At 41.9% G+C, this 22,201-nt stretch carries 18 protein-coding genes; 5 read left to right on the top strand and 13 right to left on the bottom strand.

Annotated features, from left to right (window positions below; genetic code table 11):
- Nucleotides 1-18 precede the first annotated feature (18 nt).
- The 3 genes from LEP1GSC192_RS07295 to LEP1GSC192_RS07285 all read left to right on the top strand — a co-directional run bounded on the left by LEP1GSC192_RS07295 (nucleotide 19) and on the right by LEP1GSC192_RS07285 (nucleotide 2,887).
- Entirely contained in the window at nucleotides 19-252 is a 234-nt protein-coding gene (locus tag LEP1GSC192_RS07295; protein WP_020769378.1) for a ferredoxin, read from the top strand.
- A 327-nt stretch (nucleotides 253-579) separates the two neighbouring features.
- The gene (locus LEP1GSC192_RS07290; RefSeq protein ID WP_020769138.1) at nucleotides 580-2,493 is read left to right on the top strand and encodes a PAS domain S-box protein; all 1,914 of its coding nucleotides are present in this window, start codon (nucleotides 580-582) and stop codon (nucleotides 2,491-2,493) included.
- Nucleotides 2,477-2,887 (top strand): response regulator, encoded by a 411-nt coding sequence (locus tag LEP1GSC192_RS07285; protein ID WP_020769158.1) that lies wholly within the window; start codon nucleotides 2,477-2,479, stop codon nucleotides 2,885-2,887. The genes LEP1GSC192_RS07290 and LEP1GSC192_RS07285 overlap by 17 nt, the downstream gene beginning before the upstream one ends.
- Here LEP1GSC192_RS07285 and LEP1GSC192_RS07280 read toward each other — a convergent pair whose 3' ends face one another.
- From LEP1GSC192_RS07280 to LEP1GSC192_RS07250, 7 genes are all read right to left on the bottom strand, one after another.
- The gene (locus LEP1GSC192_RS07280) at nucleotides 2,888-4,354 is read right to left on the bottom strand and encodes an NADP-dependent isocitrate dehydrogenase (RefSeq protein WP_020769278.1); all 1,467 of its coding nucleotides are present in this window, start codon (nucleotides 4,352-4,354) and stop codon (nucleotides 2,888-2,890) included. It abuts the gene before it with no gap.
- A 131-nt stretch (nucleotides 4,355-4,485) separates the two neighbouring features.
- The gene (locus LEP1GSC192_RS07275) at nucleotides 4,486-5,682 is read right to left on the bottom strand and encodes a molybdopterin molybdotransferase MoeA (RefSeq protein ID WP_020769092.1); all 1,197 of its coding nucleotides are present in this window, start codon (nucleotides 5,680-5,682) and stop codon (nucleotides 4,486-4,488) included.
- A complete protein-coding gene (gene moaCB, locus LEP1GSC192_RS07270) occupies nucleotides 5,679-6,593 on the bottom strand; it encodes a bifunctional molybdenum cofactor biosynthesis protein MoaC/MoaB (protein ID WP_020769157.1) in 915 nt (304 codons plus the stop codon). Before moaCB ends, LEP1GSC192_RS07275 begins: the two co-directional genes overlap by 4 nt.
- 183 nt (nucleotides 6,594-6,776) lie before the next feature.
- Nucleotides 6,777-7,547, bottom strand: coding sequence for a uroporphyrinogen-III C-methyltransferase (cobA, locus tag LEP1GSC192_RS07265; RefSeq protein ID WP_020769289.1), 771 nt, complete (start codon nucleotides 7,545-7,547; stop codon nucleotides 6,777-6,779).
- Nucleotides 7,548-7,551: 4 nt separating this feature from the next.
- Nucleotides 7,552-7,917, bottom strand: a complete 366-nt coding sequence (gene nirD / locus LEP1GSC192_RS07260; protein ID WP_020769375.1) for a nitrite reductase small subunit NirD — start codon at nucleotides 7,915-7,917, stop codon at nucleotides 7,552-7,554.
- 9 nt (nucleotides 7,918-7,926) lie between these two features.
- Nucleotides 7,927-10,440 carry a nitrite reductase large subunit NirB gene (gene nirB, locus LEP1GSC192_RS07255; protein WP_020769015.1) on the bottom strand — a complete coding sequence of 838 codons (2,514 nt, stop codon included), beginning with the start codon at nucleotides 10,438-10,440 and terminating at the stop codon, nucleotides 7,927-7,929.
- A 34-nt stretch (nucleotides 10,441-10,474) separates the two neighbouring features.
- Nucleotides 10,475-11,689 carry a NarK/NasA family nitrate transporter gene (locus tag LEP1GSC192_RS07250; RefSeq protein ID WP_020769112.1) on the bottom strand — a complete coding sequence of 405 codons (1,215 nt, stop codon included), beginning with the start codon at nucleotides 11,687-11,689 and terminating at the stop codon, nucleotides 10,475-10,477.
- Nucleotides 11,690-12,004: 315 nt separating this feature from the next.
- Here LEP1GSC192_RS07250 and LEP1GSC192_RS07245 point away from each other — a divergent pair, with 315 nt between their 5' ends.
- Nucleotides 12,005-15,541, top strand: coding sequence for a nitrate reductase (locus LEP1GSC192_RS07245; RefSeq protein ID WP_020769368.1), 3,537 nt, complete (start codon nucleotides 12,005-12,007; stop codon nucleotides 15,539-15,541).
- 30 nt (nucleotides 15,542-15,571) lie between these two features.
- On the opposite strand, the gene LEP1GSC192_RS19925 is transcribed toward LEP1GSC192_RS07245, so the two are convergent.
- The 6 genes from LEP1GSC192_RS19925 to LEP1GSC192_RS07215 all read right to left on the bottom strand — a co-directional run bounded on the left by LEP1GSC192_RS19925 (nucleotide 15,572) and on the right by LEP1GSC192_RS07215 (nucleotide 20,986).
- A complete protein-coding gene (locus LEP1GSC192_RS19925; protein WP_020769068.1) occupies nucleotides 15,572-15,748 on the bottom strand; it encodes a hypothetical protein in 177 nt (58 codons plus the stop codon).
- Between the two features lie 244 nt (nucleotides 15,749-15,992).
- Nucleotides 15,993-16,406, bottom strand: a complete 414-nt coding sequence (locus tag LEP1GSC192_RS07235) for a nucleoside-diphosphate kinase (protein WP_008593886.1) — start codon at nucleotides 16,404-16,406, stop codon at nucleotides 15,993-15,995.
- Between the two features lie 13 nt (nucleotides 16,407-16,419).
- On the bottom strand, nucleotides 16,420-16,905 hold the full coding sequence (coaD, locus tag LEP1GSC192_RS07230) for a pantetheine-phosphate adenylyltransferase (RefSeq protein ID WP_020769314.1): 486 nt from the start codon (nucleotides 16,903-16,905) through the stop codon (nucleotides 16,420-16,422).
- Nucleotides 16,902-18,113, bottom strand: a complete 1,212-nt coding sequence (locus LEP1GSC192_RS07225) for an argininosuccinate synthase (RefSeq protein ID WP_020769181.1) — start codon at nucleotides 18,111-18,113, stop codon at nucleotides 16,902-16,904. Before LEP1GSC192_RS07225 ends, coaD begins: the two co-directional genes overlap by 4 nt.
- An 87-nt stretch (nucleotides 18,114-18,200) precedes the next feature.
- Nucleotides 18,201-19,781 carry a DUF2779 domain-containing protein gene (locus LEP1GSC192_RS07220; protein ID WP_020769075.1) on the bottom strand — a complete coding sequence of 527 codons (1,581 nt, stop codon included), beginning with the start codon at nucleotides 19,779-19,781 and terminating at the stop codon, nucleotides 18,201-18,203.
- Between the two features lie 47 nt (nucleotides 19,782-19,828).
- Nucleotides 19,829-20,986 (bottom strand): ACP S-malonyltransferase, encoded by a 1,158-nt coding sequence (locus LEP1GSC192_RS07215; protein WP_020769394.1) that lies wholly within the window; start codon nucleotides 20,984-20,986, stop codon nucleotides 19,829-19,831.
- A gap of 279 nt (nucleotides 20,987-21,265) precedes the next feature.
- On the opposite strand from LEP1GSC192_RS07215, the gene LEP1GSC192_RS07210 reads away from it, so the two are divergent.
- Complete coding sequence (locus tag LEP1GSC192_RS07210) at nucleotides 21,266-22,198, top strand: ABC transporter ATP-binding protein (RefSeq protein WP_020768989.1); 933 nt, start codon at nucleotides 21,266-21,268, stop codon at nucleotides 22,196-22,198.
- Nucleotides 22,199-22,201 lie beyond the last annotated feature (3 nt).

Genomic DNA, 22,201 nt, shown 5'->3' with positions numbered 1-22,201 from the left:
CGATAATCCTTAGTATTCATGGCAGATAAGAATGACAAAGTTCCGGAAAATGTTCCGGGAAAATTCTATGTTGATAATAGCTGTGTTCCTTGTAATGACTGCTTGGAAGAGGCTCCTCAACTTTTGAAATATACCGACGATGAGTCTAAGGTATATTTCCATAGACAGCCTGCTACTCCGGAAGAAACAATTGCCGCTCGCAAAGCGAAGGAAATTTGTCCTGTCGAAGCGATCGGTGACGACGGAGAATAATCGGTCCGGAGTTTTTCGGTTTTATGCCGATCGAAAAACTTCCCCAGAAATCAAATTACATTTTTCTAATTCTCCTATCCTATTTTAACCCTTTCAAAAAAGAACGCCCACGCGAAAAAAAAGGCTCCATCGGAATCGAATTCCCAATAGTAGATCACTCGTTCTATAACGAAAGGATTAGTTCGAGTGACATTTGAAATCTTAGATCGGTTTATGTTGCGGAAATAAATCCCTTACATTTTAGGATTTTGGGCCTTTTTTACTCGCAATGTACTCGTCTATGCTGTCTTTATATGTATTAGTCGATAGAGCAAGTTCTTGCATTTTATGGAAGAAAGACCGGGCCAAGAAGAAATCAAATTGGATCAAAACCAAGATTTGTACCGGGTCTTAATCGAAACCAGTCGAGAGTTGATCTGCCTCCACGATCCGGAGGGGATTTACTTATACGTTAATCCGATTATTGAAACTCTTACCGGTTTTAAACCGGGAGAATTGTTGGGCCGTGACCCGTACGATTTTATTCACCCTGATGATCGGCAGCGTATTCGTACGGATTCTCATAATCCTGCAAAAGAAGGAAGACCAACGGTCGCTACCCAATATCGTTTTTTAAAGAAGGATGGGGACTATGTTTGGTTCCAAACCTTGACCCAGCCTATACGAAATAAAGAAGGCAAGGTAACTCACTTAAACACAACTTCCAGAGATGTTACGGACCAAGTACAGCTAACGGAGAGTTTGCAGCAGGAAAAAAAATTTTCCTCTATTATGTCGGAACTCGCAAAGGTAGGAGCCTGGGAATCTAATATTGAAACCGGGATTTTATATTGGTCATCTGAAATTTATAAGATCTTGGAGAGAGACCCTTCTCTCGGAATTGATAGGGATACCGTTTACCAAAAATATTCTTATCCCGAAGATCTGGAAAAATTAAAGGAGAATAACTTAAGAGTTTATCAGAAAGGTGAGACTTACTCTGTAGAGCATAGGATGGTCACTGAGACGGGACGAGTTATCTGGGTAAGGACTCAAGGGAAGCCTGCTTATTCCGATGGAAGGATCGTTGGTGTATACGGAGCGATGCAGGATATCACTCTTTCTAAATTGGTGGAAGAAGAGATCCGTCTAAGTGAGAAAAAATTTTCGGAAGCATTTCATAGTTCTGGTAACGGGATCATCCTTCTGGATAGGAACGGCCACTTTTTGGAACTGAATCAGTCATTCGCTAAGATGTTGGGGTATGAACCGGATGAGCTTCTTTTCAAATCTTTCCAAGATATTACTTATCCTGAAGATCTGAATATAGGAGCAGAAGCATTTCGTAAAATAATAAATGGAGAAAGAGATAGCGCTCAATTTGCCAAAAGGTACTTACACAAAAAAGGACATATCGTATGGGTATTCATCACCGGGGTTGCGGTTCGAAAAGATTCAGGAGAGTTGATGTTCATTGTTTCTCAGATCCAGGATATTTCCCGCAAACGGATCTTAGAAAATATCCTTAGAGAAAAGAACGCAAGGCTAAGATCCGTAGGGACTCACTTGAAGGAGAGAATCTCTCAGTTGGAGGAATTCAACCAGATCGTTTCCCATAATATGAGATCCCCGATCGGGAACATCTCCACTTTAGTTAAATTTTTAGAAGAAGCAGAGACGGAAAAAGAAAGAGTCGAATACATGGACTATCTCAAGACGACCTCCGACCAATTACTTACTACATTAAACGAAATCGTAGAAGTTATTAAAATACGACAAAGTCCGAAGGTTGTTTCGGAAGAAATCCTGTTTGAATCCGTATTTTCCAGAGTAAAGGCAATGTTTTTGGGCCAAATATTGGAATATGAGGCGGAAATCATCGCAGACTTTTCGGAATCTCCTTCTATTATTTACCCTCAAGTGTATTTAGAGAGTATATTCTTAAATCTACTTTCCAATTCTTTGAAATATAGATGCGAATCCCCTCATCCGGTGATCCGATTTAAGACATACTGGTCTCACGGAAATCATATTTTGGAAGTGCAGGATAACGGTTTAGGAATTGACTTAAATAAACATGGGGATCAGATTTTTAAATTACACAAAAGATTTCACCGGAACACCGAGGGAAGGGGTTTGGGTCTATTTATGACCAAAAACCAAATCGAATCCTTGGGGGGCGAAATCCATGTGGAAAGTACTCCCGGTCAGGGCTCTAAATTTATCATTCATCTTTCGAAAGCAAATGAATTCACTATCTAAAAAACAGAAACTTTTACTCGTCGATGACGATGCGATTTTTGTGGAAATCGCCAAAAGAACCATCGAAAAAACCGGCGCGGTCGAAAGTTTAAAAGTATTTCAGGATGGAGAAGGTGCGATCAGCTTTTTGCGAGAACATCAAAGCGATCCGGATATCATTCCTGATTTTATATTTTTGGATATAAATATGCCGTTTATGGACGGTTGGCAGTTTTTAGACGAGTACGCCAACTTTGTGAACTCGCTCAGCAAAAAGCCGGAAATCTATATGGTTAGCTCTTCCGTGGATGATTCCGATCTTAGAAGAGCGAAAGAAATTCCATTAGTAAAAGATTATATAATCAAACCTGTGTCTTTGGATTCGTTTAAAAAGATCCTAACAAACCAGTCCTAATTATTCTCCTCCACCTAGGGAAAAGGCTCTTTTTCCTTGGAACTTATATAAGTTATCAGTTTGAATACTATCCAAGCCGGCTTCCGAGATCCTAAGTAATAATTTTGCGATCTGTTCAGGCTGGATCTTTATAAAACCGTCGCCCGATTCTGTATCCGGAGTTTCCGGATTTACGAATCTGCATCTCCAATGATCCGTTAAAAAGGTTTCGGGAGCCCCGTTCGGATAAACTTTCACTCCTCTATTCGTGATCATTCTGAGTTTCAGATCTCCTGAGACGGCACTTAGTTTTTTTGCCAGCTCTTCGGACGTTCCGGGAACCCAATCTAAAAATACATCCACGCCTACTAATTCTTTTTTTAGAACTGTCCTTTTGTATTCCGGGATATGGATCGCTTTTGCTTTTCCGAAAGAGATAGGTTTGAATTTTTCGGGAAGATGTCCTAGGTTTCCGATAACAGCTTCTCCGAATTCTTTTGTTCCTACTTTAATACGGCTTACACCGGCTTTGTAGATATCTCCGGTGTGGATCCCTTCTTCGATCGTAAGTAACCAAGCGTTTTGGATCTTGGCTGCGATATCGGGTTGTCCTAAGTGGACAAGCATCATGACTGCTGCGTTGATCAGTCCGCTTGGGTTTGCGATATTTTTTCCCGCTATGTCGGGGGCGGAGCCGTGGATGGCTTCGAACATGGAGACAACTTCTCCTATGTTTGCAGACCCTGCCATACCTACCGAACCAGCGACCTGAGCGACTATATCGGAAATGATATCTCCGTATAAATTTAAGGTAACCACTACGTCATAAGTTTGAGGTCTTTCCGCTAAATGAGCCGCACCGATGTCGATGATCTCGCTTGCAGCTTCTATATCGGGATATTCTTTTGCAATTTCTTTGAAGACTTCATGAAACAATCCATCGGATTGTTTCATAATATTGTCTTTTACCATCGCGGTTACTTTCTTTCTGCCGTAAGCCTTTGCATACTCGAATGCATAACGTATGATCTTCTCGGAGCCCGGTCTGGAAATTAATTTTAGACATTGTACGGTGTCGGAAGTTTGTTTGTGTTCTATACCTGTGTAAAGGTCCTCTTCATTCTCTCTTACGATAACCACGTCTAACTTCGGATGTTTAGTATCCACGTAAGGGTAAAGAGAGATACAGGGTCTAACGTTAGCGAATAGTCCTAAAGTGGTTCGAACGGTAACGTTTAAACTTTTATAACCGCCACCTTGAGGGGTTGTGATTGGAGCTTTAAAAAATACTTTTGTGTCGCGGAGAATATCCCAAGACGCCGGTTCTATTCCTGCACTATGGCCTTTTTTGTAGACCTGTTCTCCGATATCTATAAAGATCGGTTCAATGCTCGCACCTGCCGCTTCTAAGATCCTAAGAGTAGCGTCCATAATTTCCGGACCGATCCCATCTCCTTTAGCGACAGCGATTTTTTTCTTCGAGCTCATACCGACCTCCGGCGAAATAATTATATATTTTCGAATATGTGCTCAAATATCGGATGTAGGAATTCCTACAAAACGTTTTTGAGATAGTAAAATCTTACTTCAACCGACGAGGCAGACTAAGTCAATCTGGATTAAGTCCAGGGATAGAATTCCAATACATCTCTCTCTTTCAGAGTTTCCGTATCCGAAAATTGGACTCCGAGTCCGTCCGAAAAAATTCCCGCTCGAATATCTCCACTTCCATTAAACTTCTTTTCCGATAAAAAAGTTTGGTCTTTGGTCTCATAAGAGACCGGGAAGAACTCGGTTAGTTTGTTTTTCTTCTTTCTTTCTCCCGCGAAAGGCAGATAGATCGGTTTCTCAGAAGGAAGTCCTAAAAATTTTCTCAAATACGCTTCTACAAATATCCGGAAACAAACCTGAACGCTAAAAGGATTTCCCGGGAGACCAAAAACTGCCTGGTCGTTCTTTTTACCGAACCAAATCGGTTTTCCAGGTTTGATCCTTACTTTATGAAAGATTTCCTTCACCCCGGAGGCTTCCAGAATTTTAGGGACCAAGTCTAAATTTCCCATAGAGACTCCGCCGGAAAGAATGAGGAGATCCGAATCTAATCCTTCCTGCACCGCTTTTTCCAAAAGGATAGGATCATCTCCGGCTCTAGTAACGGATAGGGGAATTATACAATATTTTTGTAATAAAGATCGGATAGAGTAGGAATTGGAATCTCTGATCTGCCAAGGTTTCGGGATTTCACCGGGACCTACGATCTCGTTGCCTGTCGAGATCACTCTCACTCTGGGAAGTTTGGAAGTTTGGATGGAATATTTTCCCAAAGAAGAAAGTAAAGACAAGACGGAAGCGCTAATGAACGTACCTTCTTTTAGGATCTCTTGGTCTTGTTTTAGATCTTCTCCTTGGATCGCTATATTGGAGAAAGGGGCGGATTTCTCCGTACGAAAGCGAACCTGTTTCTTTCCATTAGAAATTCCTACATCTTCGGAATCTTCTATCTTTATAACGAGATCAAAACCATCCGGAACAGGAGCACCGGTCATTATACGAATGGCTTCTTCTCCGTTTTCCAATTGGAAAGATTCTCCCGCATGTAATTCTCTTGTATAAGAATAGATCCGATCTTCCGAAAAACTTTCGGACTTCAAAGCAAATCCATCCATGGTCGCCCGATGAAAAGGAGGATAATCCCTATCCGCATAGATCTTTTCTCTCAGGACTTTACCAAGAGAATTTTCCAAGTTTGTATTTTCGGAAAAAGAAACACTCGCAGCAGATTCGACGAGTGAAAGCGCCTCTTGGACAGAGATCAATGTCCTTCTCCTCTCATCATTTTTTTTGCGTGGAATACGGCGGGAAGGATGGCCTGCAAACTTTCAGTCGCCCCATTCGTACTTCCCGGAACGGACACCACTAAGGTTTTGCCTATTCTACCTGCGATAGATCGGGATAACATTGCAAATGGAGTCCGATCTTGACCGAAAGATCTCATTGCTTCCGCGATCCCCGGGATCTCTTGTTCTAGGATCTCCTTTACCGCTTCCGGAGTATTGTCTCTGGGGCCGAGCCCGGTTCCACCTGTGGTGACGATCAGATCCAAACCTATTTTAGACCATTCTAATATTGTATTTCGGATCTGTTCCGGTTCGTCAGGTAAAATTTCCGATTTAACGGTTTCTACATCATGTTCTTTTAATAGATTTAGGATTGCTTTTCCGGAGCCGTCTTCTCTTTTTCCTTGGAAAGTGGAGTCGGAACAAACTAAGATCCCAGCCTTAGAGCCTGCGGCAAATTTCGTGATCTGAGAGTCCGTTTTTCCTCCCTTCTTTTCTAAAAGACGGATCGAGGAAATTTCTAACTCTTTATCGATTGGTTTTAGTAAATCGTAAATCACTAATGAAGCTACGCTTACGCCAGTCAAAGCTTCCATCTCTATGCCAGTTTTTCCTATGGACTTAGCTGTGGCCAAGATCCGGACAGCGTTTTTGTCGGAAAGGACTTCGAATTCTATTTGGAAGGAATCAATGGAGACTGGATGGCAATGAGGGATCAATTCTGCAGTTTTTTTAGAACCTAAAAGTGCGGCTGCCTTTGCCACTCCGAAAAGATCTCCTTTGGGAAGGGTGTTTTCTTTGATCCTGATTATGGTTTCCGGTTTGCAGAATACAAAACCCTCCGCTTGGGCAGTTCTAAGCGTTGTTTTCTTTCCGGTGATATCGTTCATGCTTCCTCTTGGCGGGAATCCGCAGGAATCAATATAATTCTGCGCTGGAAAACTGCGAGTAGTTTACCTGTGTTTTTATGTAAAAACGTTTTGTTGGAGTTCCTACAGCGTGTTTAAAGATAAGATTAAATGACAAGATCCAGGATGGAGCAGTTCCTACATTCGCAACAGGAACAAGGCCTACTAACAATAGGAAATCCTACCTTCATCTTTTAGTCTTTGTAACTCCGTATAAAAACGAATGATTTCCCCAAAGATCAAAAGTGCCGGTGTCTTGATCTGGAATTTTTCCGCTTTCTCTAGACAGGTATCCAGATTTGCTAACACCAATCTTTGAGTGGGAAGAGTAGCGTTTTCAATGAAAGCCATAGGAGTGGAGCCTGAATTTCCGGATTCCAATAAATTCTCCCGGATACTTTCCAGACTGTTCAATCCCATATAAACCAAAACCGTTTTATCTTCTAAGATCAAGTCTTCGAAACTTTCCGGATTATTTCCGGTTTTCTTATGACCTGATAAGAAAAGGATCTCTCTTGCATATTCTCTATGCGTGAGTGGAATTCCCAAACTGGAAGCTGCCCCTGATGCTGTTGTGACTCCGGCTAAAATTTCACATTCAATCCCTAAGGAAGCAAGATATTCTATTTCTTCTCCGGCTCTTCCGTATATGGAAGGATCTCCGCCTTTCAACCGAACTATATTAGAATATTGTTTAGCATATTCCCCTAATTTTCGATTGATCTCAGTCTGGAGACAGCTATGTTGTCCGATCCTTTTACCTACATATTCCAAGACTGCGGATTTTTTACAGTATTTCAAAACTCCCGCAGAAACCAGATCATCGTATAGAACTACATCAGCTTTTCTTAATAGTTTTACTGCACGAACGGTGAGAAGGTCCGGATTACCCGGGCCTGCGCCTACTAAATATACTTTTCCTGCGGTGAAATTCATGATCCTAACCCTGAGTTCCCGGGTCTTCGATCCCGATATAAACGGTCCCGTCCTCGATATGGACAGGGTACGTTTTTACGGAATATTCTTCTCCGCTGATACAAGCTCCCGTCCTTAAAGAGAATGATTTTTTATGCATAGGACATGCAACTTTAGGTTCTCCTTGAGAATCACCGATCATTCCTCTCGATAAGACCATGTCTCCTGTGTGAGGACATTTATTCTCGCATGCAAACCATTCATTCCTGGAACTGAAATGAAAGATTGCAATTTGTTCTCCGTAAACCTTGGCGCAGACTCCACCATCGTCCGGAAATTCACTTATTGTACTAACGGGTATCCAAACAGGTTCTTTTGCGGTTGTGTTCATTTTCATCTCCTAGTTCGAAACCAATTCTTTTTTAGGCCAGTCTACAGGACGTTTTTGTCCTCTTTCTTCGATGAAACGTACTGTAGGATCTGAATCTTCGCTGTTTATAAAATGTTTATATTTTTTTTGTTTTTCAGGATCTTCTACCACATCCTTCCATTCACAAACGTAGGTCCCGACAAGATGATTCATCTCTTCTTCCAGGTCTTTGTTGATGCCGAGTCTGTCATTGATGATCACATCTTTTAGATATTCTATCCCGCCTTCCATTTGCTCTAACCAAGCGGATGTTCTAGTAAGTTTATCCGCCGTTCTGATATAGAACATTAGGAATCTATCAATATATTTGATGCAGGTCTCTTCGTCCAAGTCTGCAGCAAGAAGGATCGCGTGTTTAGGATTTACTCCTCCGTTCCCGCCGACATAAAGGTTCCAGCCTTTTTCAGTGGCGATGATGCCGAAGTCTTTACCTCTTGCTTCCGCACATTCTCTGATACAACCTGAGACTGCTGATTTTAATTTATGAGGAGCTCTGATCCCTCTGTATCTTTCTTCGATACGGATCGCAAATGCGGTGCTATCTTGTACTCCGTATCTACACCAAGTAGAACCCACACAACTTTTAACGGTTCGCATAGCTTTACCGTATGCATGCCCGCTTTCGAAACCTTCTTCCACTAGGTCTTTCCAGATGTCGGGAAGTTGTTCCATTCTTGCGCCAAGTAGATCTATCCTTTGACCGCCGGTGATCTTGCAATAAAGATCGTACTTTTTCGCGATCTGTCCGATCACGATTAACTTATCCGGAGTGATCTCACCGCCGGGGATACGAGGAACGACGGAGTAAGTTCCACCTCTTTGGATATTAGCCAGATACTTATCGTTGGTATCTTGGATCTCTCTATGTTTTTGGATCGGTTCGTTATAAATGCTAGCAATGATAGAAGCCACAGCAGGTTTACAAACCTCGCAACCGTTCCCCATACCATGAGAGCGGATCAACTCTTCGAAACTGCGGATCCCTTTTACCTTTGCGATCTGGAACAACTCTTGTCTGGAATATTTAAAATGTTCGCATACATGTTCCGTAACCACTTTCCCTTGTGCGCGAAGTTCTTCCTTCAAGATGGAATTCATCTGAGGGATACAACCACCACAACCTGTTCCGGCCTTGGTACATTCTTTTAAACCTTTCAGATCGGAACAAGAACCGGAACGGATCGCGCCTAAAAGATCTCCTTTAGAAACGTTATTACAAGAACAGATCTTTGCATCGTCAGGAAGAGAGCCGAATGCGGATCCTTCTTCAGATGGAGTACCTACGATCAAGGACTCCGGCTCGGCAGGAAGTTCTACATTATTTAAATAAAGAGTGAGAAGGTTGGAATATGCATCCGCATCTCCTACAAGTATTCCCCCTTTCAGTTTTTTACCGTCAGGAGAAATTACCAATTTTTTATAAACCCCCGTCCGAGGGTTCGTGTAAGCGATAGGAAGATGTTCTGTTTGCCCTAACGCATCGCCGAAAGAAGCGACATCCACTCCGATGAGTTTTAGTTTTGTGGAAAGATCGGAACCTGCATAAGATTTTGTTTTTTGTCCAGGACTGCAAAGATTATAAGCGAGTATTTCAGCCATTTCATAACCTGGGGCAACAAGTCCGTAGATCATTCCTTTATGAAGCGCTACCTCTCCGATCGCGTACACGCCATACACATTCGTCCTTAACTCGTCGTCTACGATGATCCCGCCTCTTTGTCCGACCTCTATTCCGGAGTTTTTTGCCAGTTCATCTCTGGGTCGGATACCTGCAGAAATAATCAACATCTCCACTTCTAAAACGGATCCGTCTACAAATTCCAGTCCTTGGAAATTAGAATCGCCTAATGCTTGTTTGGTTTCTTTGTTTAGATGAATACGAACGCCTAGGGATTCTATTTTTGATTTTAGAACGGAAGAAGCTGCCTCATCCAATTGTCTGGGCATTAAACGAGAAGCGAATTCCACCACATGACTTTCTTTTCCCATGTCTAAAACCGCTTTAGCGGCTTCTAAACCTAATAAACCTCCGCCAAGTACTGCGACTTTGGAGACTTGTTTAGCATAAGTCATGATCTTTTCTAAATCTTCAATAGTTCGATAAACGAAAACTCCTTGTTTATCAACACCTTCGAAATTCGGAACAAACGCGGAAGAACCGGTAGCTATTACTAGTTCATCAAAGGGTAATTCAGTCCCGGCAGAAGTGACGACTTTTCTGGAAACCGTATCCACTGAAATAGCGGGCTCCGAGAGTAATAAGCGGATCCCGTTGGTTCTATACCAATCGGAAGGAGAAAGATAAAGTGAATCTGCGGATCTATTCGTGAAATATTCGGAAAGATGAACCCGATCGTAAGCTCTCCTAGGTTCTTCTCCTAGAATAGTTACTTCAAATTTTTCAGTACCACCGTACTCTGCGATCTTTTCGGCGAATCTATGACCCACCATTCCGTTCCCAAGAATTACTAACTTCCGTTTCATTTTTATCTATCTCCTTTCCCTTTTAGGAGTCGGCTTAAGCCGACTCCAATTCTAAGGATTCGTTTTTTCTATTTCTTTCCCAAACATAAGTGTTCATCATGAACAGAAGGAAGGCGGATAACGCAACCACCACGGACAGAACGACGAATCCTATGGAAAAAGTGCCCGAAACCGCTTTCAGACTTCCTAATAGATTCGGAACGAAAAATCCTCCTAAACCTCCGAATGCTCCGATAAATCCCGTGATAATCCCGATTTCTTTGCTGAATCTAAGAGGTACGAGCTGGAATACGGAACCGTTCCCTAATCCTAAAAAGATCATTAGAGTTACGAAAATCGGAAGTATAATCCCGACAGTTGGTAACCAAGAGACGGCTATCAAACAAGATGCGACTCCTGCGAATACGGTTAGTAAAACTGTAACTCCTCCGAATTTGTCGGAAAGATATCCTCCGATCGGGCGAACCAGACTTGCACCTAAGATACAATAAGAGGTGTATAATCCTGTAGTAACCTTATCCACACCGTATTGATCATGAAAGAAGATGGGAAGAAAGCTGGCTATACCTACGAAACCACCAAACGTTACGCTATACAGTAAACAGAAGAATAAAGCGTCTCTCGATTTGATCGGTACTAAATATTGTTTTAAAGGTTTTTTGGAAATTGTTCCCGGACAATCTTTCGCAAAAATTAAGAAGAATACGAAGGCAAAAGCTAATGGGATAAGAGCGAGGCCGAAAACGGCATGCCACCCGAAATTTCTTGCAAGATCAGGAGCGAAGAATGTTGCGATCACAGATCCGCTATTTCCGGCACCTGCGATACCCATTACTAAACCTTGGTATTCTTTAGGATACCATCTACTGGCTAAAGGAAGCGCCACTGCAAAGCTTGCGCCAGCCGTTCCTAATAATAATCCAACCACGAACACTTCAGGAAGAGTATTCGCAAATTTCCAACCCATCAAAAGGGTGAACATTGTGATCCCCATTCCTGACAAACCGACAATCTTTGATCCGTAACGATCAGAAAGCAGCCCTAAAGGAATTCTTAATAATGTTCCTCCTAATAGAGGAACGGAAACCAACATACCTTTCTGAGCAGGACCTAGTTTGAATTCTTCTGAAATAAAAACACCCAAAGCGGCGAGCAACATCCATACCATGAAGCTGAAATCAAAGTATAGAAAGGAGCTCACAAGCGATGGAAAGTGACCGATAGATAGAAATTCACGAAACTTTTTCATTTAAAGCTCTCCGTTAACGAGCAAAAATGCTCACACGCAACTTATAGCAAGAGTCATGCCAAATATATGGATAAGTTTTTGAAAAACATCGTATTCAGTTAGAATCATATAAAAATTTAGATTGAGGTCTTCTTTTTCGAACATTAATGTAAAAATCATCGACGTATGATTAAAGAAGGAAGAGCGAAATAGCTAGAAAATACGCATATATTGTACATCATGCTTAATTTAAATGCGCACCAATTGCATTCGCTCAAATTCCATTAAGAGGTTTTGCTTGTTTAGATGGTCTGTGAATAAATTTTATAATTTGGCATGAAAATTGCTAAAAATGAATTTGTGAATACAAAAAACGGATTTAGAAGTACCTGTTCTTACTGCGGAGTCGGATGCGGAGTATTGATTCAGAAAGAGAGTGAAACCGGTTTTACCGTCCAAGGAGATCCGGATCATCCCGCGAATAAGGGAATGCTCTGTTCCAAAGGGTTGAACTTGCATCACACCGTTCTGGATAAGAGCGACAGGCTTTTATACCCAATGACAAGAAATCCTAAAACGGGAGAATTACAAAAAACGGATTGGGACTCTGCGTTAGGAGAGATTGCTTCCCGTTTTAAAAATCTGATCAACGAATACGGACCCGATTCCGTCGGTTTCTATGTTTCCGGACAATTATTGACGGAAGAATATTACGTAGTGAATAAACTCACCAAAGGTTTTTTAAATACGAATAATATAGATACAAACTCAAGACTCTGTATGAGTTCGGCAGTTGTAGGTTATAAGATGTCCTTAGGCGAGGACAGCGTTCCGATATCGTACGACGATATAGAGATTGCGGATTGTTTTTTGATAGCAGGAGCCAACCCTGCTTGGTGTCATCCGATTCTTTTTAGAAGAATAGAAGATAGAAAGAATTCAGACCCAAATGTAAAGATCATAGTGATTGATCCTAGAAAGACCGAAAGTTGTGAAAACGCTGACTTACATCTTCAAATTATACCCGGAACCGATATATTATTATTCAATGCTATTGCAAGAAGTCTGATAGAGACGGGCGGATTAGATCCGAATTTTATAAAATCTCATACCGAAGGTTTTGAAGAGCTGAAAGAAAAAGTTTTTTCTATCAGTATGAAAGAATATGCGGATTCTTGCGGAGTACCGGAAGAATCCATCAGGAACGCTGCAAGTCTCATCGCAAATGCAAAAGGATTCTTAACTCTTTGGGCAATGGGTTTGAACCAAAGTGTCGTAGGAGTTAATAAAAATTTAGCTTTAATTAATCTGAATTTGATTACAGGAAAGATTGGCAAACCGGGTTCCGGCCCATTCTCCTTAACCGGTCAACCGAATGCGATGGGCGGAAGAGAAGTCGGAGGACTATGTAATCTTTTACCTGCTCATAGAAATCTTGCGGATGAAAGTCATAGAAAAGAAGTGGCGGATTTTTGGGGAGTGGAATCCATTCGGGACAAGCCCGGTTATTCTGCTACGGAGATGTTTGAAAATCTCAAGAGCGGAAAGATGAAAGCCATCTGGATCGTTTGTACAAATCCCACGGTAAGTCTTCCCGACGCAAGGACAGTAGAAGCGGGACTTCGAAATGCCGAACTAGTAGTTGTGCAGGATATTTCCAATCGACATGAATCCATTCCATTCGCTCATTTCGTTCTACCTGCTGCCGGTTGGACAGAAAAGCAAGGCACCATGACCAACTCAGATAGGAGAATAACGTATCTGCCTAAAATTTTCAATCCTCCCGGCGATGCAAAGGCGGATACTTGGATACTGACAGAGTTTGCGGAGAAGATGGGATTCGGTCCTTCTTTTCATTATAAGAATGAAGAAGAAGTTTTTCTGGAACATTGTAAGCTTACTAAGGGTACTAATCTGGATATTGCAGGATTGGATTATTCTATCTTACAAGAAAAAAGATCCGTACAATGGCCTTTTCCTTCCAAGGACCATAAGGGAACTCCTCGATTATTTTCTGACGGAAAGTTTTATCGTCCGGGGGGAAAAGCAAAAATACATTCAGTCGAACCTGAGGATACTTCCGAAAAAACGAACGAAACCTTTCCTTTAATTCTTACTACCGGCAGGATCAGAGACCAATGGCATACGATGACCCGCACGGGAAAGGTGCGAAAGCTTAAAGAACATAAAAAGGAACCTTATCTAGAGATCCATCCGATCGATGCAAAAAAAAGAAAGATCCTTGATTCCCAGATCGTAGAAGTCAAAAACGAAAGAGGCAGTGTTCGAGTTAGGGCAACGATTACGGAAAGTATCCGACAAGGTACCGTGTTCTTACCTATGCACTGGGGAAGAAAGAACGGAAACGATGAGGCAAGAGCGAACAATCTCACAAGCTCTAAGTTCGATCCATTTTCCAAACAGCCCGGGTTTAAAATTTCCGCAGTGGAAGTCCTTCCTTATAAAAAACCTAAGGAAAAAATACTGATTATAGGAGGAGGCAATGGTACTCTCGCTTTCCTTAGAAAGTTCAGAGCTATCTCTCCTGAGGATGAGATCACAGTCTTATGCAAGGAAGAACATCCATTTTATAACCGTATTCTTTTGCCCGACCTTATCAGTGGAGATAAACAATTCTCCCAATTATCTGCGGTGAGCGAAGAGGAAATAGAATCCTGGAATATAGAAGTAAAACCTTCCGTCTCCGTTTCCGAGATCCTTCCGGAAGGAAAGAAGGTCAGAGATTCCCAAGGTATTTTATATTCTTATAATAAACTGATCATTGCCACAGGCAGCAGACCTTCTATCCCTAAATATATCCCGGAGAAGATGTTAGGGGTTTTCAGTCTTCGTTCAAAAAACGATGCGGACCGTATTAAAGGATTTTTTGTTCCGAATACTCATGCGTTGATCGTAGGCGGGGGTTTGCTAGGCTTAGAGCTTGCTGCCGCATTAAGATCCTTGGATGTAAATGTGACCATTCTTGTGAGAACGGATCGATTAATGTCCAAACAATTGGATGAGATCTCGGGAGAAATTTTAAGAAGAGAAGTCGAAGCAAGAGGAATACGGATTTTATTCGATACTGAAATCTCAAAAGTATACGGATCGGAAAGATTGGAGAGTGTTAAGTTCAGAGACGGTTCCAGCATTCGTCCGGATGGGATCGTATTTGCAGTCGGTACGGTTCCAAATTTGGAACTAGCGAAAGAAGCAGGACTGAATTGTAAGTCCGGGATTTTAGTGAATGACTTCTTACAATCCAGCGATCCGGATATTTATGCGTTAGGAGAAGTCGCTGAACATTCTACCGGAATGTATGGAACCGTTGCTGCCACGGAAGAGCAGGCCGAGTTTGCCGCTTGGCATATATACGGATATAAGATCGCTTCATATTCCGGCTCGATGCATTCTAATCTTTTAAAAATACCGGGTTTGGAATTAGTTTCCTTAAGATTGCCTGATGTACCGATGGACGAGGCAGGTCCCGAATACGAAGAGATCGTATTTTTCGATAAAAGAAAGGGCCGTTATAAAAAATGTATCATTAAGGGAGACCGTTTGGTTGGAGCGATTTTAGTCGGAGACAAGTCCGAATTTTCGGAATTTAAAACGATGATCTCCTCAGGAATCGAGTTAGGAGATAAAAGAGATAAACTTTTGACAGGATCTTCTCCACTTAAACCCCCGATAGGCGCATTGGTCTGTTCTTGTAATGGAGTAGGAAAAGGGAATATAGAAGAAGAGATCCGAAACGGTGTCTGCGATCTCAAGACTCTTTCCGAGAAGACCGGAGCGGGAACGGGCTGTGGAAGTTGTAGGCCTGAGATACTGAAAATAATAAGAGAGACCGAAGCATTCGCTCCGGTTTGAGAACTTTCGAAGAATAGAAGAGGGATTAGATTACTCTATATCCAGATCTATATCGGGTTTTTCCGAGATAAAATCGTCTTGGGAGTAGATCACTTCCAAAACATCGTCCATCCAATCCGGGGCGCTGTCGAACAAAGTATCCTTTGTTCTGTATTTTTCTATGATACGATTGTGCTTGATGATCTGCTCTTTGGTAGCTGCGTTCATATTATTAGCTTCGGTCGAAACGGTGGTTTTATTTCGCCTACGTAGGAAAAATAGAGAAAGATATTTCCAAAAAGTACAAGAAAAATTCGTTATAATCCGGATTTTTTTCTCCGACAAGAACGTCGGTCGAATAAGTTCTTTTATATAGAACGAATGTTAGGTTGTACTATATTAGAAGATAATAATAAAAAACCCGGTGGTCTTTTTAGGGACACCGGGTCTATAAAAGGAAAAATTTGCTTTATTAGAACAGCTCGTTCCCTTTGAAAAAGAAGCTGATCTCTAATGCAGCATTGTCATCGGAATCGGAACCATGTACTGCGTTCGCTTCTTTACTTTCCGCAAATAAGGCTCTGATCGTTCCTGCAGCAGCTTCTTTAGGATCGGTTGCTCCGATCACGTCTCTCCAATGTTGGACCGCATTGTCTCTCTCTAAAGCGGCTGCAACGATCGGTCCGGAAGACATATAGCTGCAAAGGTCGTTATAGAAAGGACGAGCTGAATGTACTTTATAGAATTGTTTTGCGTCTTCCAGCGAAAGTTTAAGGTATTTTAGTCCTAAAATTTTGAATCCTTCTTTTTCGATCCTTTGTAGGATATCGCCGACATGTTTGTTTTTTACTCCGTCGGGTTTGATCATGATAAATGTTCTAGCCATTTTTATTCCTTAGTTACTTGTGGTATAATTTTTTAAGTAATGCTTTACTAACGTGTTCCGGGACCTGAGCGGATACGTCCCTACCGTGTCTTGCCACTTCTTTTACGATTGTGGAGGAAACGAAAGAATAGTCGTTCGAGGACATTAGGAAGATGGTTTCCACTTCGGGGGCGAGTTTTTTGTTCATTAGGGAAATTGCATATTCATAATCGAAGTCCGTGACCGCTCTTAATCCCCTGATGATACTTTTAGCCCCTCTTTTTTTACAATAGTCCACTGTCAGTCCTTCGAAAGTGTCTATTTCCAGATTTTCCCAACCTTTGGTCGCTTCTCGGATGAATTCTATTCTTTCTTCGATCGAAAAAAGAAGACTTTTATTGGAGTTTACGGCGACACCTATGATCACTTTATCGAATAGACCTACAGACCTTTGGAGAATGTCCAAATGCCCTCTCGTTAAAGGATCGAAGGAGCCGGGATAAACAGCAATTCTTGTCATTTTTTACGCAACCTTGCCGCTTCTTTTGCCGGCAGTCCGTATAGGTTGATAAAACCTTCGGCATCCTTTTGGTTGTACAATTCTTCTTTTTCAAAAGTTGCCATTTCCGGATTGTAAAGTGAAACCGAGGATTTTCTTCCTACGATGATGCAGTTTCCTTTATATAGTTTCACCTTTACGGTTCCGGTTACGAATCTTTGAGTCTCGGAGATGAACGCTCTCACTGCAGCCATTCTGGAAGAGAACCAATGTCCGTTATAGATCAGCTCCGCAAATTCTGCGGATAATTTATCTTTATGATGTTGTGTGTCTCTGTCGATCGTGATGGATTCCAGGTCTCTATGTGCATGGAATAAAATTGTTCCACCCGGGGTTTCATACACTCCTCTGGATTTAATTCCTACCAATCTGTTCTCTACGATGTCCACTCTTCCGATCCCGTGTTTTCCACCGATCGTATTAAGGGTGTCCACTACTTGGTACGGATCCATTTTTTTACCGTTAACGGCTACACAATTTCCCTCAACAAAGTCGAGTTCCACATACTCGGGGGAATCCGGCGCCTTCTCGGGGGAAACCGTAAGAAGGAACATATCTTCATTTGGTTCTCTATAAGGATCTTCTAATATTCCACCTTCATAAGAGATGTGCATTAGGTTCCTATCCATAGAATACGGTTTGGAAGCAGTAACCGGCACAGGGATACCTTTGGACTTCGCATATTCTATTAGGTCTGCTCGTCCTCCGAAGGACCAGGTTCTCCAAGGAGCTATAATTTCTTTTTCGGGAGCCAGGGATTTGAAAGCCAACTCGAAACGGACTTGGTCGTTACCTTTTCCGGTTGCACCGTGGGCGAATGCATCTGCTCCTTCTTTTTTACCGACCTCTACCATCGCTTTTGCGATCAAAGGACGAGCTAAGGAAGTTCCGAGCAGATATCTCATCTCATAGATCGCGTTTCCTTGGATGGCGGGGTAGATAAAGTCCCTTGCGAATTCTAAACGAAGGTCTTCAATATAAACTTTAGAGGCTCCGGTTTTGATTCCTTTTTCTTCCAGGCCGGTGAGCTCTTCTTTTTGGCCTACGTCTGCGGTAAATGCTACCACTTCACAACCGTAGGTTTCCTTCAGCCAGGTAAGAATTACGGATGTGTCCAATCCGCCGGAATATGCTAATACGATTTTCTTTATGTTCTTTTGAGCCGCCATTCTAAGGATAGGGAAATCGCTGGACCCCTCCCGACAAGTCCGATTTTCGTTGGAATTCCTACATAAGATTCGGTCCGGCTGGAATTGTTAAGATTTTCCGGGCCAGTTTAACTTCTCCGCGAATGCTCTCAGGATCAGAATTAAAGCATAGGTATCCATCTTACAATAAGCGATCAGATCGGCTTCCACTCTTCTTTTTTCCTGCTCGGTTACGTTCTCGGTCTTGACCCTTAAAAATTCGAAATTTGCGATATGACCCGCATTAATTGTGAGTTCTTTGTAATGGGCACCCGTTAGTACAGGAAGAACCACTTTCAAAGACGTGGTTCCTTCTTGATCCGGGTGATAATAATCATAATCCCAGAACGGTTTCGCTAGATCGGAAAAATCGGACTCAATTGACTGGAACCATTCTTTAAATTTAGGATAAGCTTGGACGGATTCTTTCAGGCAACGTTTTTCAAAACTATCGTTGAATGCTAGGATAGTTCCTCCCGGCTTGATATGCGAGGCAAGAGATTCAAGGATCCCTAACCGAGGATCATTATCATGATCGTCCAGATAGATGTACTCTTCCGGCGTTTCTTCCAGGTCATTTCGAAGGATATGTAAAGAATATAAGAACGGTACATGTTGGAAAGGATGTGTATTCGGATAAACAGGTACGGGAGGATTAATCGTCTCAAAATCCAAACAATATATAGGAAACTTCAATCGATTTAGATACGATAAGAGTGCGTCTCGGTCCAGATATTCTTTTCCGGTCTTTACTGCTTCTACTTGGATCTTCTGGCGATGGGTAAATTCGGAATCCGGTTCTACCTCGGATAGATTTCTTATACCTTGATTCCAAAGAGTAAGAGTGAGTTCTTTTCCCTCTCTCAAGGTGAATAGATCTCCCGGGGGAGAATCCGAATAACAGGATTTCGGATGGATACAATTTCTGGGATGATTGCAATGTTTGGAGAAGATAGTGGAAGGAATTTTATCGTTTTCTAATATTTCTAGGAGTTTGTACGCTTTTTCCTTTGTGTCTTCCAGATTGGCTAAAGTTTCTTTACTACAATCCTTTTTGTGAAATAATCGATCCGGTTCAATTTCCGCTCCGTTAAAAGTATATTCAGAACTTACCGTCCATACTTGAGTAGAAGTCACCTTATATCCGGCTTCTTCCAAAACCATTCTGATAAATGAAAGTTCGGAAATATGCGTCTTCTTGGCGGAAGAAGATGCTTTGATAATAATTGCCTGCCAACCTTCTTCTTGTGGAATCAGAAAGTCGGCTCTTGTATCGAAAAATTTCGTTCTGACGCATGCTCCTTTAACGGGTTGTTTCGAATCTAAATATGATCTCGTTTTAGGATCCTTATATCCACCGTGTTTTGCATCCGGGAAAAGATTACCCGCGATATCTTTGAGCAAAGACTTTTGTTTAGGTGAAATGAACTGATTGGAAATGTCGAACTCAAGGTTAGGTTCTTTTAGAAATTTCCAAAACTGTAATTCGCAATGCTGGCCTATTTGGAATGCGGTTCTTCCTAATAGAGGGAGTTCTTTTTCCCTATAGGGGGCCAGAACATCGAATAGAAGTTTTCGTCGTAGAGATTCAGGAAAAAGAAAAGACAACCGCCGAATCGAGGTTCTTAGTAATTTAGGAACCGAATCCATGGCGGAGTCTTTTCATTTCCGACGGGAAAATTCCCGATATCGGAAAGTTAAGCCAAAAGTACCTTGATATCTTTCGGACTGGAAGCGCTGTAAATTTTGTTCTCGGAAGTTCCCAAATTTGCTTGGGTCAATTTTTGAGAAACAACACTTGGTCCAAAATCGATACCGACTAACTTTGGAGTCTTAACGAAGGTAGCAATCGCTTTGTCCCAATAAAGAGCTTTGATCAGAACTTCTCTGAACAAAGGTAGGCTGATATCCGCGTCGTTTTGGTAATTTCTTCCGTCGAAGATAGAATAAACAGGGATCTTTAACTCGGAACCTTTGTAGCTGAATCCGATCCTTTCCATATCTTGTGGAACGGTTTTTTCAGTCTCCTCCATGATAGGGCAATGAAAAGGAGCGGTAGTTCTCAAGTAGACGAATTTTACTTTTTTCTCATCCATTTCCGCTTTGAACTTTTTGCGGAAAGCAAGAAGTGCTTCCGGTGTTCCGGAAACGATATTAGAATCGGGAGTATTAAATAGAGAAACATAAATCGCTTTAGTTCCGCTGAGTCCAAGTTCCGCATTTGCCTTTTGAACTCTTTCGGAAAGTTCAGCAGCCGTGTAACCGATGACTGCAACCATTGGAGCCGGTTGTTTGTCTCCGATCTCTTCGTTACCTTTTAGAACTTCTTCAGAAGGATTATAAACTCCGTAAAGTTCCTGAGCTCTATATCCTAAATATAGAATGAATTTTAAAAATTTAGAGTAATCTTTGTAGAAGTCGGCGCCTTCTTTTCCTAAGGCGACTAATACTGCAGGAACGATTCCTTGGCTATGACCTGTCGCGCCGCTTGCGTTTGCGATCAACTCGGAAGTGGCAAAACCTTTGTTCACTAAAGAGACGTAATTTGCGGTTTGTGTTAGGAAGATACCTACGATGGAGACCGGCGCACTACAGAGGTAATTTTCGTCAGGCGCGGAGTCTGGGTTTTTGATCCAGGATTCGAAATCATACCCTTGGGAAATGATATTTTTGTTTAGACCGGGGACTTCTTCAGATAGTGCTTTGAAAGCTGTATCAAACAATTCTTTTAAAGAAGGATCCGTTTCGTAAAGTTTAGAAAGTTCCTTCAACCAAGGAGAACCCTGACCTCCGAATTGCAAAAAAAGTTTATTGCCTTGAGCTTTCGCTTCGTTCAAAAAGTTTGCTACTGCCATATTATGCCTTGTTATAAGTCGTTAGAAGATGCTTTTCTTTCCAGCCTTGGGTTCGCAATTCTTTTTTAAAGAGCTTTTTCGTTCTGAATAGCGTTCGTAAAGAACGACCGTTCCATTAAACATCCGATTGTTCGCTTAAAATCTCTCAAAACCTTGCGGTTCCGTCCTTCTCCGGGAAAATGATTGACCTAGTCGGGTCCGCATGAGGTTATTCTTTCCAAAACCCTTCTAATTAGAAATATCTTCTAATCTCCGGTAGGACCGGACAGAAAAAACAATATGATAAAAGTAAGGAACCTTTCCAAATTTTACGGAGAGAAATTAGCCATTGATCGTTTGAATTTCGAACTCAAAGAGGGAGAAATTGTGGGCTTACTTGGCCTTAACGGTGCAGGAAAAACAACTACGATCCGAATACTTACCGGTTACCTGATGGCAACCGACGGATTATGCGAGTTGAACGGACTTAACACGTTTGAACATCCTTTGGATGTAAAGAAGAAGATAGGATATCTTCCGGAAACTCCTCCTCTTTATCCGGAATTAACCGTGATGGAATATCTCACCTTTGCCGCTAGGATCAAGCAGATCTCGGAGGCGGATCTTTCCTCGGAATTGGATCGAGTTTTAGGCCTAACTGATCTGACTCAAGTGAAAGAGAAAGTGATCGAAACTCTATCTTTAGGATTTAGAAAAAGAGTCGGGATCGCTCAAGCTATTTTAGGAAATCCTGAAATTATCATTATGGATGAGCCTATCTCAGGCTTGGACCCTAAACAAATAGTAGAAATCCGTAATCTAATCCATGGCCTGAAGGAAAAACACACCATTCTTCTTTCCAGCCATATCCTTCCGGAAGTTTACAAAACCTGCAATCGATTCCTGTTCTTGCATAAGGGAAGATTGGTATACCAATGTGACCGCCAGGAACTGGAAAAAGAAATGGAAAATCTTTCCGGACTCGAAGTGACCTTATCCGGGAAATCCAGATCGGAAACGGAAGTTTACCTGAATGGGATCGCGAGCAGATCAGGCGCGACCTTAAAATTCGTAGGGGAAGATTCCGTAGGTTCTACTTTTCTGATTAACACTTCCTCGGAAAGGAAGTTTAAAGAAGAATTATATGCCGGGATCTCTTCCTCCGGTATCCTGCCTGAATTTATCCGCAAGCAGGATGTGACCTTAGAACAAATCTTTATGAACAAGGTTTAATTC

Origin of the sequence: Leptospira sp. B5-022 (genome assembly GCF_000347035.1) — a bacterium.
Lineage (GTDB): Bacteria > Spirochaetota > Leptospiria > Leptospirales > Leptospiraceae > Leptospira_B > Leptospira_B cinconiae.
Note: the sequence above shows the minus strand (reverse complement) of the source record. Positions and strands in the feature narration are given on the sequence as shown.